Raw genomic sequence first — 16,819 nt, 5'->3', positions numbered from 1 at the left:
CCCCCAAAGACACGGAGTGTGACGCCAGACATGGCTACCGACTACGACGCCCCGCGCAAGACCGAGGAGGACCTGAGCGAGGACTCGCTCCAGGAGCTCCAGGCTCGGCGTTCCGACAAGAACTCGGGCGTGGTGGACGAGGACGAGACCGAGGCCGCCGAAGGGTTCGAGCTCCCTGGAGCCGACCTCTCGGGTGAAGAGCTCTCCGTGCGCGTGCTGCCCCGCCAGGCCGACGAGTTCACCTGCTCGAGCTGCTTCCTGGTGCACCACCGGAGCCAGCTCGCCTACGAGCGCGACGGCCGACCCGTCTGCTCGGAGTGCGCCGCCTGACGCACCACCCGTCGAACCAGCCTCGGCCGGACGCCCCGCAGAACTGGGGCGGCCGGCCTTGCTGCGTCCGGGGCCGTCAGTGCTGGGTCAACGCTGCGACCAGGGCGTCCGGACGACGCGTCGAGACGATCCAGTACGGCGTGGGATCCAGCGGGTCGACCAGCTCGATGCGGACCGCGGTGTGGATCCAGCCGCGCTGGCACAGGTACGCCCGGGCGTCCAGCCGAGGGCCGAGCTCTGCTCGCGTCTGCGCGGCGTCCAGCGCGACGGCACCCCCGACGAGGTCGCGGGGGATGTGTGCCTGGCCGGCGCGCACGGTGGTGCCGTCGACCCTGACGACGGGCGCCGTGGCCACGAGGGCGAAGAACCCCGCCACGAGCACCCCGAGCCCCACGACCACCGCGAGGACCTCGTCGACGGGGACGAACGCGATCCCGACCATCACGGCGAAGACGCACAGCAGCACCCAGCCGAGCACGCCCAGGGTGAGTCGCTCGTCGAACACCGTGCGCGTCGGGACTGGTGCGGGCAGCGGAGCGCCACCGGGGACATCGGGCATGCCCCCAGCATCCCATCCGGGCGGTAGGGTCTGGCCCCGTGACGGCCGACCACACCCCCGAGGTCCTCCTCCAGCTCCTGGAGCCCGACCTGCCCGAGCCCACGTACGCGCACCCCGGAGACGCCGGTGCCGACCTGGTGACCCGCATCGACGTGGTGATCCCGCCGCAGGGTCGCGTGACGGTCCCGACGGGCGTCGCGATCGCGCTGCCCGACGGCCTGGCTGCGTTCGTGCACCCCCGGTCCGGGCTGGCCATGCGCCACGGCCTGACCATCGTGAACGCGCCGGGGACGGTCGACGCCGGGTACCGCGGGGAGATCGCGGTGACGCTCCTCAACACCGACGTCGAGCACGCGATCGAGCTGCACCGCGGCGACCGCATCGCCCAGCTCGTGATCCAGAGGGTCGAGCGCGTGCGGTTCGTCGCGGTCGAGCACCTGCCGGGATCGCACCGAGGTGCCGGGGGATTCGGGTCCAGCGGCGGGTGGAAGTCGGCACCGATCGGGTAGGTCGGTGTCCGCAGCGGGGCTACTGTCTTTGGGTAGGTAGAAGCCGTGCCGTCGGGCAGCAGCGCCGTCTGCTCTCGTGCGGGACGAACGTGCGCCGCGATGCGCGCGTCGAGAAGGAGTGAACAACGTGGGTCTGTTCCGACGTGGCGGGAAGGATGCCGCCACCGATGAGGCGCTCGGCGCCGTCGACGCACCCGGCGAGGAGTCGGGAGCCGACGCGCTCGACGAGGTCGTCGACGTCGACGCCTCCGAGCCGTTCCAGCGCACCGGGGGGCCGTGGGACTCCGACGAGGTGACCGACGACATCCCGCGGGTCGACCTCGGAGCGATCAGGTTGCCCGGCGTGGAGGGCATGGAGCTGCGCATGGAGATCGACAAGGCGACGGACACCGTCTCCGCCGCGTCGGTGCTCCTCGACGGATCGTCGCTGCAGGTCCAGGCGTTCGCCGCACCGCGCACCGACGGCATCTGGGACGAGATCCGCGCCGAGATCGCCGAGTCCGTGACCCAGCAGGGCGGCTCGGTCGACGACCTGCCCGGCCCGTTCGGTCGCGAGCTGCTGGCCCGGCTGCCGATCCGCACGCCCGAGGGCCGCACCGGCCACCGGCCCGCCCGGTTCGTCGGCGCCGACGGCCCGCGCTGGTTCGTGCGCGGCGTGCTCACCGGCCGTGCCGCGGTCGAACCGGCCGCAGCCGTACCGCTCGAGAAGGTGTTCGCGGGGATCGTCGTCGTGCGTGGCACCGAGGCTCGCGCGCCGCGCGACCTGCTCACGCTCACGCTCCCGGGAGCCGCGAACCCCGAGGTCAAGAAGTCGGGCCCCTCCGTCGAGGCCGACGAGACGCCGAGCTTCGACCCGCTCACGCGCGGGCCCGAGATCACGGAGACCCGATGAGCCTCAAGGAACGCCTGAAGATGGCGGTCGCGTCGCAGGCCGAGATCGAGGCCGACGAGGAGCGCCAGGACGCGCACCGGTCGGTCGGTTGTACGCCCGTCGACCAGCTGAACAACCGCTCGCGCGCCAGCGTCTCGGGCGTCATCCGGTCCGTCACCCTGCGTCCGCGGGAAGGCGTCCCGGCGCTCGAGGCCGAGCTCTACGACGGCAGCGGTGCGCTGGACCTCGTCTGGCTCGGCCGTCGGGAGATCGCCGGCATCTCGCCCGGTCGACGGCTGAAGATCGAGGGACTCGTGTGCCTCGTCGACGGTCGCCGGACGGTGTTCAACCCCCGCTACGAGCTCAGGCCGCGTCCAGGTGAGTGACCAGCCGGCGGGCACGGACCCCGCCGAGGAGCTGCTCGAGGTGTTCGACGACGTGGTCCCGCCCGACGAGGGTGGCCTGCGCGGAGTTCGCGCGCTGTCCGGCGACGAGTTCTCCGCCATGGACGCGGTCGGTGGCGTGCGGGGCATCGTCGAGTCCGTGACGCCCGGGCTGCTGTTCGTCGTCGTCTACATCGCCACGGGCCAGACCCTCAAGCCTGCTCTCATCGCCGCCGGTGCGGCCGCGCTGGTCGCAGTGGTCGTCCGGCTCGTGCAGCGCACACCCGTCACCCAGGCGTTCAGCGGGCTCCTCGGCGTCGGGATCGGCGTGATCTGGGCCTGGCGGACCGGCGATGCGAACAACTACTTCGCGTACGGGCTCTGGGTCAACGTCGCCTGCTTCCTCGCGACGCTCGGCTCGATCGTCGTCGGCTGGCCGCTCGTCGGTCTCGCCCTCGGCTTCTTCCGCGAGGGTGGACCGTTGTCGAGCGAGGGCACCTGGGCCGGTGCAGTCGCCTGGCGGTCCGACCGCGACCTTCGCCGCCGGTATGCGATCGCCACCTGGCCGTTGGTGGGCCTGTTCGGACTGCGTCTGCTGGTCCAGGTCCCGTTGTACTACGCGTCCGAGACGGGCTGGCTGGGTACGGCCAAGCTCGTGATGGGCGTGCCCGGGACCGCGCTGGCGCTGTGGATCAGCTGGATCCTGCTCCGCGGGTCAGCAGCGCTTCCAGCTCAGACTCGTCGGCATCCCGCCCCGTGACGAACAGCAGCTCGTCGCGCCCTTCGAGGGTGTCGTCGGCCGTCGGTGCGATCGGCCGGGTGTCGCGCACGATCGCGGCGAGCACGGTGTCGGCCGGCCACTCGATCTGACCCACCCGCACGCCCGCGAGCGGGGAGTCCTCGGGGAGCGTGAGCTCGAGGATGTCCGCGCGCGACTGGTGGAACGTGAAGATCCGCACCAGGTCGCCGACCGTCACGGCCTCCTCGACCATGGCCGTCATGATGCGCGGCGTCGACACGGCGACGTCCACGCCCCACGCCTCGTCGAACATCCACTCGTTCTTCGGGTTGTTCACGCGCGCGACCGTGCGGGGGACCCCGAACTCCGTCTTGGCCAGCAGAGAGATGACGAGGTTGGCCTTGTCGTCGCCCGTGGCCGCGACGACGACGTCGGCCTCGTCGGCCTTCACCTGGCGCAGCGTCGGCAGCTCGCACGCGTCGGCGAGCAACCAGTCGGCGTCGGCCACCTGCGAGACGCGCATCGCCGACGGCTGACGGTCGATCAGGGTGACCTCGTGCCCGTGGCCGAGCAGCTCGCGGGCGATGGACCGGCCGACCGAACCGGCCCCGGCGATCACGACCCTCATGCGGACACCGCCGGCGGCGAGGTGAGGATGCGCTCGACGAGCGCGGACTCGGCGGCGAGCAGCAGCACGTGCACGGTGTCGTTCTCCTGCAGGACGGTGGTCGGCGTCGGCAGGGTGCCCTCGCCGTATCGGGTGACGTAGGCGACGCGGGCGCCGCTCGCCTCCTCGAGGGTGCGCAGCGGCTTGCCCACCCAGCCGGAGTGGATGTCGATCTGGGAGAGCTGGATCTTGCCGGAGAAGTCGCGGAACTCGTCGGTGGCGCCCATGGGCAGCAGGCGGCGGAGCACCTGGAACGCGGTCCAGCGGACCGTCGCGACCGTCGGGATGCCGAGGCGCTGGTAGATCTCCGCGCGGTGCGGGTCGTAGATGCGGGCGACCACGTTCTCGATGCCGAACGTCTCGCGCACCACGCGGGCGGCGAGGATGTTCGAGTTGTCGCCGTCGGAGACCGCCGCGAACGCGAACGCGTCCTCGATGCCGGCCTGCTTCAAGGTGTCGCGGTCGAAGCCGAGGCCCGTGACCTTGTTGCCCTCGAAGCCCGCGTCGAGGCGTCGGAACGCCTCGGGGTTCTGGTCGATGACGGAGACGGAGTGACCGTTCTCCTCGAGGTTCTGAGCGAGCGTGGCACCGACGCGCCCGCATCCCATGATCACGAAGTGCACAGTGCGCACGCTATACGTCGGAGGACGGTCGTGAGACCTCCTCCACGTGCTCCGAGCGTCGGTAGTGTCTACGCCGCGCGAGCCGCCTAGCATGAGCCATCGTGTCGGACCTCTCGGATGCCGCCAAACGCCTGCTGCTCGGACGACCCGTCCGCAGCGACAGGCTCGGCCACACGCTCCTGCCCAAGCGCATCGCGCTGCCCGTGTTCGCGTCCGACGCGCTCTCGTCCGTGGCGTACGCGCCTGACGAGATCCTGCTGACGCTCTCTCTCGCCGGCGCCTCGGCGCTCGTCATCTCCCCGTGGGTCGGCCTGGCCGTCGTCGCGGTGATGCTCGTCGTGGTCGCCTCCTACCGGCAGAACGTGCACGCCTACCCCTCGGGCGGCGGTGACTACGAGGTCGCGACGACGAACATCGGCCCCAAGGCCGGGGTGACGGTGGCCAGCGCGCTGCTGGTCGACTACGTGCTCACCGTGGCGGTGTCGATCTCGTCAGGGGCTCAGTACGCGGCGACAGCCTTCCCGCCCCTGCGCGGGCACGAGGCGGCGTTCGCAGTGGGTCTGGTGGTGCTGCTGACGGTCGCCAACCTGCGCGGGGTCAAGGAGTCGGGATCGCTCTTCGCGATCCCGGTGTACCTGTTCATGTTCGCGATCGGGTCCGTGGCGCTCGTCGGTGCGATCCAGATGGCGACAGGCAACCTCGCGATGGCCGAGAGTGCGGACCTCGAGCTCCTGCCGCACGCGGCGTTCGACCAGGGTCTGACCGGGCTCGCAGGCTTCTTCCTGATCATGCGGGCGTTCGCGTCCGGGTGCGCCGCGCTCACGGGCGTCGAGGCCATCAGCAACGGCGTCCCGGCGTTCAAGAAGCCGAAGTCCAAGAACGCGGCGACCACGCTCGCCCTGCTCGGCGCCATCTCGGTCGCGATGATCATGTCGATCCTTCTGCTGTCGCGGGCCACGGGCGTGATGTTCGCCGACGACCCGATGACGCAGCTGACCCGCGACGGCGTGCCCGTCGAGGAGACCTACGTCCAGCACCCGGTGATCAGCCAGCTCTCGACGGCCGTGTTCCACAACTTCCCCTGGATGGCGGTCATCGTCTCGGTGGTCACGGGCCTGATCCTCGTGCTCGCCGCCAACACCGCGTTCAACGGCTTCCCCGTGCTGGGCTCGATCCTGGCGAAGGACGGCTACCTGCCCCGCCAGCTGCACACGCGCGGCGACCGGCTCGCGTTCTCCAACGGCATCGTGACGCTGGCGCTCGCCGCGATCGCGCTGATCATCGCGTTCGACGCCGAGGTCACTCGTCTGATCCAGCTGTACATCGTGGGCGTCTTCGTCTCGTTCACGGTCAGCCAGTTCGGCATGATCAAGCACTGGACGCGGCACCTGCGCACCGAGGCGGACCCCGCGGTGCGCGCGCAGATGAAGCGCTCCCGGGTCATCAACTCGGTGGGCTTCGCGATGACCGCGACGGTCCTGGTCATCGTGCTCGTCACGAAGTTCACGCACGGCGCCTACATCGCGATCATCGCCATGTTCGTCGTCTTCGTCCTCATGCAGTCGATCCACCGCCACTACGCGCAGGTCCGTGCCGAGCTGGCTCTGGGTGCCGACGCCGCGTCGGCCCGCGCGCTGCCCAGCCGGGTGCACGCGATCGTGCTCGTCAGCCACCTGCACCGGCCCACCATGCGTGCCCTGGCCTACGCGCGTGCGTCCCGGCCCCAGATCCTCGAGGCGCTCACCGTCGGCGTGGACCCTGAGGACGTCGACGCGCTGCGACAGCAGTGGGAGGACCTCGCGATCCCCGTGCCGCTGCGCGTCCTCGACTCGCCGTTCCGCGAGATCACGCGTCCGGTGCTCACGTACGTGCGCTCGATCCGGCGCGACAGCCCGCGTGACCTCGTCGTCGTCTACATCCCCGAGTACGTCGTCGGGCACTGGTGGGAGCAGCTCCTGCACAACCAGAGCGCGCTGCGGCTCAAGGGCCGGCTGCTCTTCACGCCCGGCGTCGTGGTCGCGTCCGTGCCCTGGCAGCTGGCCTCGACCGAGGGGCAGACGGGTCTCGAGGACACGGTCCGGGGTACGGTTCCGCGTGGCTACTGACCTAGAGGACCCCTTCGGCACCGACACGATCGAGCTCGAGATCGGGCCCGTCGCCCATGGCGGGCACTGCGTCGCGCGGCACGAGGGACGGGTCGTCTTCGTCCGGCACACCCTGCCGGGCGAGCGCGTCCGGGCTCGCCTGACGGACGCCGGGGAGACCGCGAAGTTCTGGCGCGCTGACGCGGTTGAGGTCCTCGACGCCTCGCCCGACCGTGTCGAGTCGGCGTGGCCCGCGGCCGGGCCCGGTGGCGTCGGAGGCGGCGAGCTCGCGCACGTCTCGCTGCCGGGCCAGCGCGCCTGGAAGAAGGCGGTCCTCGCGGAGCAGCTGCAGCGGCTGGCCAAGCTCGATCTCGACGTTCCCGTCCAGGCAGCGCCCGGTGACGACGAGCGCGGGGGACTGGGCTGGCGCACACGCATCGACCTCGTCGCCGACGCCGAGGGTCGGGCCGGCATGCACGGCTTCCGCTCGCACACCATCACGGTCCTCGACTCGATGCCGCTGGCCAGTGAGGCCATCGCGGCGCTCGACCTGTTCGGTCGACGCTGGACGGCGGGCGCCCGCGTCGAGGCGATCGCCCCGTCGAGCGGAGACAACCCGATGGTGCTCGTCGACGACGCGCCCTTCGACCTGGGCCGCGGGCGCATGGACGGCCGCACGAACGCGCGCACGGCGGTCCGGGAGCACGTCCAGCTGGGTGAGCGTGGCTACACGTTCCGCGTGGCCGGCGCCGCGTTCTGGCAGGTGCACCGTGAGGCGCCCGAGCTGTTGGTCAAGGCCGTGCTGGCCGGGCTCGGCGACGTCGACGGCGCCGCCGTGCTCGACCTCTACTCGGGCTCCGGACTCTTCACGGCGCCGCTGTCCGACGCGGTGGGGGAGACCGGGGAGGTGGTCTCGGTCGAGGGTGACGCCCGCGCCGTCAAGGACGCCCGCCGCAACCTGCACGACCGCGCCAACGTCGAGCTGCACTCGGGTGACGTCGCACAGGTGCTCACGGGTCGCGTGGACGCCGACTCCGACGTCGTCCACGCCGACGCCGTGGTGCTCGACCCGCCGCGCACGGGTGCCGGTCGAGCGGTCGTCGCGGGGATCACCGCGCTGCGCCCGGAGCGCGTCGTCTACGTCGCGTGCGACCCGGCGGCCCTCGCGCGCGACATCGCGCTCTTCGCGGCCGACGGGTACGCGCTGGCCGACCTGCAGGCGTACGACCTCTTCCCGATGACCCACCACCTCGAGGCGGTCGCGGTCCTCACGCGCTGAGTGCGGGGACCGACCACCTCCGAACGTCTGGCGCGAGCACGTGAGTGCGCAGACGTGGTGCCAGGGCTAGCGTGGAAGGCGTAGCCGGACCCGCTGCGGTCCGGCGGAAGGAGCGGGCTGATGAGTGACAACGAGGCGCACAGCCGCCTGGCCGAGGCGAGCAGGGCGGTCACGAAGGAGCTGTTCAAGCAAGGCACGCCCGAGTACGACCCGGTGGCGCACCGACGGGCGATCGAGGCTCAGCACAAGGCCCAGGAGGCCGTCGACGCGGAGCAGGCCGCGAAGGGCTGACCGGATCGACCCTCGTCGTGAGGCGGGGGTCGATCTGTGCGTGGTCGTGTGTGCGCGAGCCCGCCAAACCATGTATCTTGATATCGAGATAAATCGCGGACCCGCGCCCCCCTAGGGTGTGAGGACGCACTCCCCAGCCGTCCGGGTGACCCCCATCCCCGGCACGTTCTCGCCCGCGAAGGAGCCCCCGTGAGCAGCGTCGACAGTGTTCATTCGAAAGACAGCTTCGGTTCGAGAGGCACGCTCCAGGTCGGTGACGCGTCCTACGAGATCTACCGCCTCGCCGCCGTCCCGGGAGTGGAGAAGCTCCCGTTCAGCCTGAAGGTCCTGGCGGAGAACCTGCTGCGCACGGAGGACGGTGCGAACATCACCGCCGACCACGTGAACGCGCTCGCGACGTGGGACCCGGACGCTCAGCCGGACACCGAGATCCAGTTCACGCCGGCGCGCGTGATCATGCAGGACTTCACCGGCGTCCCCTGCATCGTCGACCTGGCCACGATGCGTGAGGCGGTCGTGGACCTCGGTGGCGACGCCACCCGCATCAACCCGCTGGCGCCGGCCGAGCTGGTCATCGACCACTCGGTCCAGATCGACGTGGCCGGCCGCGCCGACGCGTTCGAGCGCAACGTCGCCCTGGAGTACGAGCGCAACCGCGAGCGCTACCAGTTCCTGCGCTGGGGCCAGACCGCGTTCGACGACTTCAAGGTCGTCCCGCCGGGCACCGGCATCGTGCACCAGGTCAACATCGAGTACTTGGCTCGCGGCGTGATGGTCCGTGACGGCAAGGCGTACCCCGACACCTGCGTGGGCACGGACTCGCACACGACGATGGTCAACGGCCTGGGCGTGCTGGGCTGGGGCGTCGGCGGCATCGAGGCCGAGGCGGCCATGCTCGGCCAGCCCGTCTCGATGCTCATCCCGCGCGTCGTCGGCTTCAAGCTCACGGGCACCATCCCGTCGGGCGTCACCGCGACCGACATCGTCCTGACGATCACGCAGAAGCTGCGTCAGCACGGCGTCGTCGGCAAGTTCGTCGAGTTCTACGGCGAGGGTGTCGCGTCGGTGCCGCTGGCCAACCGCGCCACCATCGGCAACATGAGCCCGGAGTTCGGCTCGACCGCGGCGATGTTCCCGATCGACAGCGTCACCCTCGACTACCTGCGCCTGACCGGCCGGTCCGAGGAGCAGCTCGCGCTCGTCGAGGCGTACGCCAAGGAGCAGGGCATGTGGCTGGACCCGAGCCTGGACTCGTACATCGAGCCCGTCTTCTCGGAGTACCTCGAGCTCGACCTGTCGACGGTCGTCCCGTCGATCGCCGGGCCGAAGCGCCCGCAGGACCGCATCGAGCTGTCCCGGGCCAAGGAGCAGTTCCAGCGCGACCTGCCCACGTACGCACCCGAGGCCGCCAACGGTGTCGACGAGGCCGAGGAGGAGTCGTTCCCGGCGTCCGACTCGCCCGCGATCACGTCCTCGGCCACGCGCACGTACCCGGTCACCGACACCCAGGGCCGCTCGTACGACCTGTTCCACGGTGCCGTCGCGATCGCGTCCATCACGAGCTGCACCAACACGTCCAACCCGTCGGTCATGATCGCGGCGGCTCTCGTCGCGAAGAAGGCGGTCGAGAAGGGCCTGACCGCCAAGCCGTGGGTCAAGACGTCGATGGCACCCGGCTCGCAGGTGGTGACCAACTACTACGAGAAGGCCGGCCTGTGGCCGTACCTCGAGAAGCTGGGCTTCCACCTGGTCGGCTACGGCTGCGCGACCTGCATCGGCAACTCCGGCCCGCTGGACGAGAAGGTGTCCGAGGCCGTGCAGGAGCACGACCTGGCCGTCGCCGCGGTGCTCTCGGGCAACCGCAACTTCGAGGGTCGCATCAACCCCGACATCAAGATGAACTACCTGGCCTCCCCGCCGCTGGTCATCGCGTACTCGCTGGCCGGGACGATGGACTTCGACTTCGAGTCGGACCCGCTGGGTCGCGACGAGGCCGGTCACCCGATCTTCCTGCGGGACATCTGGCCGTCCCCGGAGGAGGTCCAGACGACGATCGACGCGTCGATCGACCGCGCCATGTTCACCAAGGACTACGCCGATGTGTTCACCGGCGACGACCGGTGGCGCTCGCTGCCGACGCCCGAGGGCGACACGTTCGAGTGGGACCCGCTGTCGACCTACGTGCGCAAGCCCCCGTACTTCGACGGCATGCAGGCGAAGCCGTCGCCGGTCGTGGACTTCCACGGCGCGCGCGTCCTGGCCAAGCTCGGCGACTCGGTGACCACCGACCACATCAGCCCGGCCGGCTCCATCAAGGCGGACAGCCCCGCGGGCGTCTACCTGGCCGAGCACGGCGTCGAGCGTCGTGACTTCAACAGCTACGGCTCGCGCCGCGGCAACCACGAGGTCATGATCCGCGGCACGTTCGCGAACATCCGGCTGCGCAACCAGCTGGTCCCCGGCGTCGAGGGCGGGTTCACCACGAACCTCCTCACCGGTGAGCAGACGTCGATCTACGACGCCTCGCAGGCCTACCAGGCGGCCGGTATCCCGCTCGTCGTGCTCGGCGGCAAGGAGTACGGCTCCGGCTCGTCGCGCGACTGGGCCGCCAAGGGCACCAGCCTGCTGGGCGTGAAGGCCGTCATCACCGAGAGCTTCGAGCGGATCCACCGCTCCAACCTCATCGGGATGGGCGTCCTGCCGCTGCAGTTCCCGGAGGGCGAGTCTGCCGACTCGCTCGGTCTGGACGGGACCGAGACGTTCGACATCGTCGGGGTCACGGCCCTCAACGAGGGCACCACGCCGCGCACGCTCGCCGTCACCGCCACCAAGCAGGACGGGACCGTCGTCTCGTTCGACGCCGTGCTGCGCATCGACACCCCCGGCGAGGCGGACTACTACCGCAACGGCGGAATCCTGCAGTACGTGCTCCGGTCGCTGGTCAAGGCCTGACACCAGCCTTCCGACGAGCCCGGTCCCCTCCTGGGGGCCGGGCTCGCGTGTTTCCCGGGCAGGATGCATGCATTGACGCGTATATATGGCTGTGGGTATATTTGGGCCATGAGCCTCGCCGGGACCCTCGATGCACTCGCAGAGCCGACGCGGCTGCGCATCTTCGACGCGGTTCGCGACGAGGAGCGCTCCGTCGGCGAGCTCGTCGATCTCGTCGGCATGCACCAGCCCGGCGTGTCCCGGCACCTGAAGGTGCTGCGGTCCGCGGGCCTGGTCGACGTCCGCCGGGACGGCCAGCGGCGCTGCTACCGGGCCAGGTTCGCGCCGCTGCGTGAGCTCGACGACTGGCTGGAGCAGCACCGCCGCGCCTGGGACCAGCGGCTCGACCGCCTCGAAGAACACCTTGACCGGAGGGACCTCCCGTGACCACCACCGCCTCCACCGCCTCTTCCCGTCATGGAACCGTCGAGCGCCACGGGCGACGGGGGACGATCCGCTTCGAACGACGGCTCGCCCACCCGGTCGAGCGAGTGTGGGAGGCCGTCACGACCTCCGACGGCCTCGCAGGATGGTGGCTCCCGTTCCCGGCGACGATCACGATCGACCTCGTCGTCGGAGGGGAGATGTCGTTCGTGGCGACCGAGTTCGGCGACGCGCCGATGACCTGCGAGATCCTCGAGGTCGACGCACCGTACCGGCTCGTGCACACGCACTTCGACCGCGCGGTCACCCTGATCTGGGAGCTGATCCCGGAGGGCGACGGGTGCGTCCTGCGCCTGACCCAGGAGACACCCGACATCGCTGCCGCGCTGGCCCAGGGCCACATCGTCGGTCTGCACCACTCGCTGGACCGGCTCGAGCCCGCCCTCGACGGCGATCCCCAGCCGTGGGACTGGGACCGGCTCCCGGTGCTCGAGGGGGAGTACCACGCGCTCCTGGCGAGCCCGAACCAGCAGGTCGTCGTCCGGTACCTGGACGGCTTCCGTTCCGGCGACCACGCGGTGATCCTGAGCTGCCTCACCGACGACGTGACGTGGGACATCGTCGGGCACGCCACCGCGTCCGGCAAGGCGGAGTTCGACGCGCTGATCGACGGACCCGCGGGTGCCACGCTCCCTCGGCTGACCGTGGGCGACCAGGTCGAGGCCGACGACACCGTCGTCGTCTTCGGCGCCGGTGAGTTCGACGACGCCGACGGCACGCACCGCGCGTTCCGGTTCGCCGACGCGTTCACCCTCCGCGGTGACCTGATCGCCGGCCTCGTGTCCTACGTCGTGCCGCTGTAGCCCGCTCGGGAGCCGAAGGTCTCGGCGGTGACCGTCGCGTACGAGCGGCGGACGATCTCCTCCAGGACGGCGAGGTCGACGGCGTCGAGGTCCTTCACGTACAGGCAGCCCTTGCCGAGCGTGTGCGGTCCGAGCGCCGCGAGCAGCTCGGCGTGGGCGTCGACCCCCTCGGGCAGGTAGATCGTCGTCGCGGACTTGCGCGGCGAGAACCCCGCAGCGCCCATGTCGCCCTCGCGTCCGGACGGGTACCGGTAGTGATAGGTGCCGAAGCCGACGATCGTCGGTCCCCACATCCGCGGCTGCGCGCCCGTCACCCGGCTCATCAGTCCGACGAGGGTCGCTGCGTCCCGCCTGCGGACCGGGTTGTCGACCGCGGCGAGGAACCCGGCGACGTCGACGTCCGTGGGCACCGTCTTGTTCGGCTCCATCGGGCCAGCCTGTCAGTCCGCCATGGCCTGGGCGAGCCCGTGCCGGCCGATCGCCACGAGCGTCGGATGGTCCACGGGGTGCATCTGCAGCATGAGGGCCATGTGCATCGCCCAGGCCTGCGCGCGTCGCCACGTCGCCTCGTCGACCCCGTCGAGCCGGTCACGGAACGCTGCCCTGCCGTCGGCGTCGAACGTGAGCCAGGCGGTCGACAGGTCGGAGGCGGGGTCGCCCGACGTGATGTCGCCGAAGTCGATCACGGCGCGCAGGGCACCGTCGTGCACGAGCAGGTTTGCCGGGTGCGGGTCGCCGTGCAGCCAGAGCGACGGGCCGTCCCAGGCGGGAGCGCTCGCGAGCTCGCCGAATCGTTCGAGCACCCGGTCGGCGTCCGACAGCTCGAGCCGTCCCAGGCGCTCGACGATCGGCTCGAGGGGCACCGGCGTGCCGCGGTACGGGTTGTCGGGGGCGTCGGGCGGCGCGGGCCGGTGCAGGGCGACGAAGACCTCGGCGAGGTCGACTGCCCAGGCCGAGCGGTCGGCCACAGGGGTGTGATGGGCCGCGACCGCGTCGAACCAGGGCACGACGCTCCACGGCCACGGGTAGGTGGCGGACGGCACGCCGACCCGCACGGGGACGGGCACGTCGACCGGCAGGGACGGCGCCAGCACCGGGAGCCACGCCTGCTCGTGGTCGACCAGGGGAGCGGAGATCGCCCGGACGGGGAACCGCGCCGCGAGATGGTCGCCGATGCGCCAGAGGGCGTTGTCCCAGCCGGTTCCCGCCCAGGCCAGCGGGAGGCCCGACAGGTCGGGGTGCTGCTCGCGCAGCAGCGCGCGGACGAGCGGCTCCGTGACGTCGATCTCGGGGACGGGATGCACGGTCAGCGGGCGGAGACCGTGCGGTGCTCGTCGTAGGGGACTGCCCAGCCGAGCGCGTCGAACATGCGCGAGAGCACGATGCCCGTGAAGCCCCAGACCAGCACGCCGTCGACGACGAACGCCGGCGTGCGGATGGTGCGGCCCCACCGGGTGTGCTCGACGCTCGCGCGGTTCTTCGGGTCGAGCAGGTCGGTGACCGAGACCCGGAACACGTCGACGGTCTCCGCGTGGTCGACGGCGGCGACCTGCGAGGGGCGCGTCCACCACGCGGGGACGGGCGTGACCAGGTGGTTGCTCACGGGCACGGGCAGCGGCGGCAACGTGCCGAGGATGTCGACGCCGCGCGGGTCGAGCCCGGTCTCCTCGACGGCCTCGCGCAGAGCCGCCTCGCGGGGTCCGCGGTCGGACGGCTCCAACCGCCCACCGGGGAACGCGATCTGGCCCGCGTGGCTGCCGAGCCCGGTCGCCCGGCGCTGCAGCAGGACGTCGAGGTCGTGTGCGGACGCCAGTGGTCCGGTGCCCTCGAGCTCGCCGAACAGGACGAGCACGGCCGCGGCCCGCGCGTCGGTGGTGTCGACCAGGACGCGCGCGGGGTCGACACGCCAGTCGAGACCGCGCGCACAGAGGTCGGCCAGCTCGTCGCGAGCACCGCGGATGTCGGGCGACGTCATCCGCGCGCCCGCACTCGTTCCCCGAACACCGAGAACGCCTTCTCCGCGGCCGGCACGAGGACGGGCAGCGCAGCGGCTCCGTCGGCACGGATCGCGTCGATCTCGTCGTCGCCGAGCCGCCCCACCATGTCCGGCGTCGACAGCCAGAGGTCGAGCATCCCCACATCGAGCTCCGGGTGGAACTGGAGCCCGAGCGCGCTGCCGGCGCGGAACGCCTGGACCGGGGTCAGCTCGGTCGACGCGAGCAGGGTGGCGCCGGACGGCAGGTCGACGGAGTCGGAGTGCCAGTGCAGGACGTGCGGCCGGCTGCCGAACGCGCCGAGGACCGGGTCGTCGGCGACGACGTCGACCGGCGCAAAACCGATCTCCGTGCCCGTGCGCAGGTGCAGCCGAGATCCCAGGGCGAGCGCGAGGAGCTGCATGCCCAGGCAGATGCCGAGCACCGGGACGTCCGCGTCGACCGCGGCAGCGAGCAACGCACGCTCGGCAGCGAGCCCCGGGTGCTCGGTCAGGTCGTCGGCGTCCATGCCGCCACCCATGACGACGACCCCGGACACCTCGTCGAGCGAGGGGAGGCGGGGGTCGGCCAGGTCGAGGACGGTCCGCACCCGGACAGGGGCGTCGAGCCCCGGCGCGATGAGGCCGGGGCCCTCGTGCGGTGCGTGCGTGAGGATCAGGACGGGACGCATGCCAGTCACCACCCGTCGGGCAGCGGACGCCCCTCTTCGTAGCCCGCCGCCGACTGGATGCCGACGACAGCACGCTCGTGGAGCTCGTCGAGCGAGGTCGCCCCGACGTAGGTCGCAGCCGAGCGCACGCCCGCGGTGATGTTGTCGATGAGGTCCTCCACCCCGGGCCGAGCCGGGTCCAGGTACATCCGCGAGGAGGAGATGCCCTCCTCGTACAGGGCCTTGCGCGCGCGGTCGAACGCGGAGCCGCCGCGGGTCCGCGCGGCGACCGCCCGCGCAGAGGCCATGCCGAAGCTCTCCTTGTACAGGCGACCGCTGCCGTCGGCGTGCAGGTCGCCCGGGCTCTCGTGCGTACCGGCGAACCAGGAGCCCACCATCACCTGCGAGGCCCCCGCCGCGAGGGCGAGCGCCACGTCGCGCGGGTGTCGCACGCCACCGTCGGCCCACACGTGCCGACCGAGCCGGCGCGCCTCGGCGGCGCATTCGAGGACCGCGGAGAACTGCGGTCGTCCGACCGCGGTCATCATGCGGGTCGTGCACATGGCGCCCGGTCCGACGCCGACCTTGACGATGTCCGCGCCCGCCTCGATGAGGTCGCGGGTGCCCGCGGCGGTCACCACGTTGCCCGCGACGACCGGCACCTGCGGGTCGAGCGAGCGCACGGCGCTCAGCGCGTCGAGCATCTTGCGCTGGTGCCCGTGCGCGGTGTCGACCACGAGCACGTCGACGCCGGCCTCGAGCAGCTCGGAGGCCTTCTGCTTCACGTCCCCGTTGATGCCGACAGCGGCGGCGACCCGGAGGCGGCCGGCCGCGTCGAGCGCGGGCCGGTAGATCGAGGAGCGCAGGGCGCCGACCTGGGTCAGCACGCCGACCAGCTCGCCGTCGCGGACCACGGGGGAGAAGCGTCGACGCGCGGCGTGCAGCGCCTCGAACGCCGCCTCCAGGCCGCGAGGACCGCCCAGCTCGAGGACGGAGAGCTCCAGGGTCGTCGGGTCGGTGCTCATGACGTCGCCGACCTGCGTGAACCGGTCGACGCCGCCGCAGTCCGCCTCGGTCACGACGCCGACCGGGCGGCCGTCCGCGACCACGACCGCCGCGCCGTGGGCGCGCTTGCCGATCAGGGTCAGCGCGGTGTGCACCGTGTCGTGGGCGGTGACGACGACCGCGGTCTCGATGATCGTGTCCTTCGCCTTGACCGACGCCACGACCTCGGCCACGACGTCGGTCGGCACGTCCTGGGGCAGCACCGTGATGCCACCGCGGCGGGCCACGGTCTCGGCCATGCGACGTCCGGCGACGGCGGTCATGTTGGCGACGACGATCGGCACCGTCGTGCCTGTGCCGTCGGCGGACGTCAGGTCGACGTCGAAGCGGGAGGTGACCTCGGAACGGGACGGGACGAGGAAGACGTCGCCGTACGTGAGGTCGGAGGTGGCCGCGTGGCCGGGCAGGAAGCGCATTGGGTGTTCCCCTTTCCGGTCGATTGTAGTGCGCAGGTGGCGCGCCGGCCGGGAACCTCCACGACGTGCTGAGAGGTGCGACGTCCTAGAGTGTGAGGTCCGACCGCGCAGAAAAGACCAGA

General features: G+C 71.4%; 19 protein-coding genes. 11 read left to right on the top strand and 8 right to left on the bottom strand.

Features of this window, described 5'->3' with window-relative positions; translation table 11 throughout:
• Window positions 1-30: 30 nt before the first annotated feature.
• A complete protein-coding gene (locus AC1DPN_RS11785; RefSeq protein WP_056090713.1) occupies window positions 31-330 on the top strand; it encodes a DUF4193 domain-containing protein in 300 nt (99 codons plus the stop codon).
• 76 nt (window positions 331-406) lie between these two features.
• Here AC1DPN_RS11785 and AC1DPN_RS11780 read toward each other — a convergent pair whose 3' ends face one another.
• Window positions 407-889 (bottom strand): DUF3093 domain-containing protein, encoded by a 483-nt coding sequence (locus AC1DPN_RS11780; RefSeq protein ID WP_477084927.1) that lies wholly within the window; start codon window positions 887-889, stop codon window positions 407-409.
• A gap of 38 nt (window positions 890-927) precedes the next feature.
• On the opposite strand from AC1DPN_RS11780, the gene dut reads away from it, so the two are divergent.
• From dut to AC1DPN_RS11760, 4 genes are all read left to right on the top strand, one after another.
• Window positions 928-1,398, top strand: coding sequence for a dUTP diphosphatase (gene dut, locus AC1DPN_RS11775; RefSeq protein ID WP_477084926.1), 471 nt, complete (start codon window positions 928-930; stop codon window positions 1,396-1,398).
• A 127-nt stretch (window positions 1,399-1,525) separates the two neighbouring features.
• A complete protein-coding gene (locus tag AC1DPN_RS11770) occupies window positions 1,526-2,290 on the top strand; it encodes a DUF3710 domain-containing protein (RefSeq protein WP_477084925.1) in 765 nt (254 codons plus the stop codon).
• Window positions 2,287-2,655, top strand: a complete 369-nt coding sequence (locus AC1DPN_RS11765) for an OB-fold nucleic acid binding domain-containing protein (RefSeq protein ID WP_477084924.1) — start codon at window positions 2,287-2,289, stop codon at window positions 2,653-2,655. The genes AC1DPN_RS11770 and AC1DPN_RS11765 overlap by 4 nt, the downstream gene beginning before the upstream one ends.
• A complete protein-coding gene (locus tag AC1DPN_RS11760) occupies window positions 2,648-3,412 on the top strand; it encodes a DUF3159 domain-containing protein (RefSeq protein ID WP_477084923.1) in 765 nt (254 codons plus the stop codon). The genes AC1DPN_RS11765 and AC1DPN_RS11760 overlap by 8 nt, the downstream gene beginning before the upstream one ends.
• On the opposite strand, the gene AC1DPN_RS11755 is transcribed toward AC1DPN_RS11760, so the two are convergent.
• Both AC1DPN_RS11755 and AC1DPN_RS11750 read right to left on the bottom strand, forming a co-directional pair.
• Window positions 3,345-4,019 (bottom strand): potassium channel family protein, encoded by a 675-nt coding sequence (locus AC1DPN_RS11755; RefSeq protein WP_477084922.1) that lies wholly within the window; start codon window positions 4,017-4,019, stop codon window positions 3,345-3,347. The two genes, AC1DPN_RS11760 and AC1DPN_RS11755, sit on opposite strands and share 68 nt — an antisense overlap.
• On the bottom strand, window positions 4,016-4,666 hold the full coding sequence (locus AC1DPN_RS11750) for a potassium channel family protein (protein WP_477085204.1): 651 nt from the start codon (window positions 4,664-4,666) through the stop codon (window positions 4,016-4,018). The genes AC1DPN_RS11755 and AC1DPN_RS11750 overlap by 4 nt, the downstream gene beginning before the upstream one ends.
• A 116-nt stretch (window positions 4,667-4,782) precedes the next feature.
• Here AC1DPN_RS11750 and AC1DPN_RS11745 point away from each other — a divergent pair, with 116 nt between their 5' ends.
• The 6 genes from AC1DPN_RS11745 to AC1DPN_RS11720 all read left to right on the top strand — a co-directional run bounded on the left by AC1DPN_RS11745 (window position 4,783) and on the right by AC1DPN_RS11720 (window position 12,573).
• Window positions 4,783-6,786, top strand: coding sequence for an APC family permease (locus AC1DPN_RS11745; RefSeq protein WP_477084921.1), 2,004 nt, complete (start codon window positions 4,783-4,785; stop codon window positions 6,784-6,786).
• Complete coding sequence (locus AC1DPN_RS11740; RefSeq protein WP_477084920.1) at window positions 6,776-8,044, top strand: class I SAM-dependent RNA methyltransferase; 1,269 nt, start codon at window positions 6,776-6,778, stop codon at window positions 8,042-8,044. The genes AC1DPN_RS11745 and AC1DPN_RS11740 overlap by 11 nt, the downstream gene beginning before the upstream one ends.
• Before the next feature lie 120 nt (window positions 8,045-8,164).
• Entirely contained in the window at window positions 8,165-8,335 is a 171-nt protein-coding gene (locus AC1DPN_RS11735) for a translation initiation factor 2 (RefSeq protein ID WP_477084919.1), read from the top strand.
• A gap of 189 nt (window positions 8,336-8,524) precedes the next feature.
• Window positions 8,525-11,287, top strand: a complete 2,763-nt coding sequence (gene acnA, locus AC1DPN_RS11730; RefSeq protein ID WP_477084918.1) for an aconitate hydratase AcnA — start codon at window positions 8,525-8,527, stop codon at window positions 11,285-11,287.
• A gap of 108 nt (window positions 11,288-11,395) precedes the next feature.
• Entirely contained in the window at window positions 11,396-11,713 is a 318-nt protein-coding gene (locus AC1DPN_RS11725) for an ArsR/SmtB family transcription factor (RefSeq protein WP_477084917.1), read from the top strand.
• A complete protein-coding gene (locus AC1DPN_RS11720; RefSeq protein WP_477084916.1) occupies window positions 11,710-12,573 on the top strand; it encodes an SRPBCC domain-containing protein in 864 nt (287 codons plus the stop codon). The genes AC1DPN_RS11725 and AC1DPN_RS11720 overlap by 4 nt, the downstream gene beginning before the upstream one ends.
• Here the strand turns inward: AC1DPN_RS11720 and AC1DPN_RS11715 are convergent.
• The 5 genes from AC1DPN_RS11715 to AC1DPN_RS11695 are packed head-to-tail and all read right to left on the bottom strand — an operon-like array spanning window position 12,555 to window position 16,697.
• Window positions 12,555-13,001, bottom strand: a complete 447-nt coding sequence (locus AC1DPN_RS11715; RefSeq protein ID WP_477084915.1) for a DUF1801 domain-containing protein — start codon at window positions 12,999-13,001, stop codon at window positions 12,555-12,557. The genes AC1DPN_RS11720 and AC1DPN_RS11715 overlap by 19 nt on opposite strands.
• 12 nt (window positions 13,002-13,013) lie before the next feature.
• Window positions 13,014-13,877, bottom strand: a complete 864-nt coding sequence (locus tag AC1DPN_RS11710; protein ID WP_477084914.1) for a phosphotransferase — start codon at window positions 13,875-13,877, stop codon at window positions 13,014-13,016.
• 2 nt (window positions 13,878-13,879) lie between these two features.
• Window positions 13,880-14,548, bottom strand: a complete 669-nt coding sequence (locus tag AC1DPN_RS11705) for an NUDIX hydrolase (protein ID WP_477084913.1) — start codon at window positions 14,546-14,548, stop codon at window positions 13,880-13,882.
• Window positions 14,545-15,237, bottom strand: a complete 693-nt coding sequence (locus AC1DPN_RS11700; RefSeq protein ID WP_477084912.1) for a type 1 glutamine amidotransferase — start codon at window positions 15,235-15,237, stop codon at window positions 14,545-14,547. Before AC1DPN_RS11700 ends, AC1DPN_RS11705 begins: the two co-directional genes overlap by 4 nt.
• A 5-nt stretch (window positions 15,238-15,242) precedes the next feature.
• Window positions 15,243-16,697, bottom strand: a complete 1,455-nt coding sequence (locus tag AC1DPN_RS11695) for a GuaB1 family IMP dehydrogenase-related protein (RefSeq protein ID WP_477084911.1) — start codon at window positions 16,695-16,697, stop codon at window positions 15,243-15,245.
• Window positions 16,698-16,819: the final 122 nt, after the last annotated feature.

Source organism: Cellulomonas sp. P4_H4 (assembly GCF_056400865.1).
This window is presented reverse-complemented; position numbering and strand designations above follow the sequence as displayed.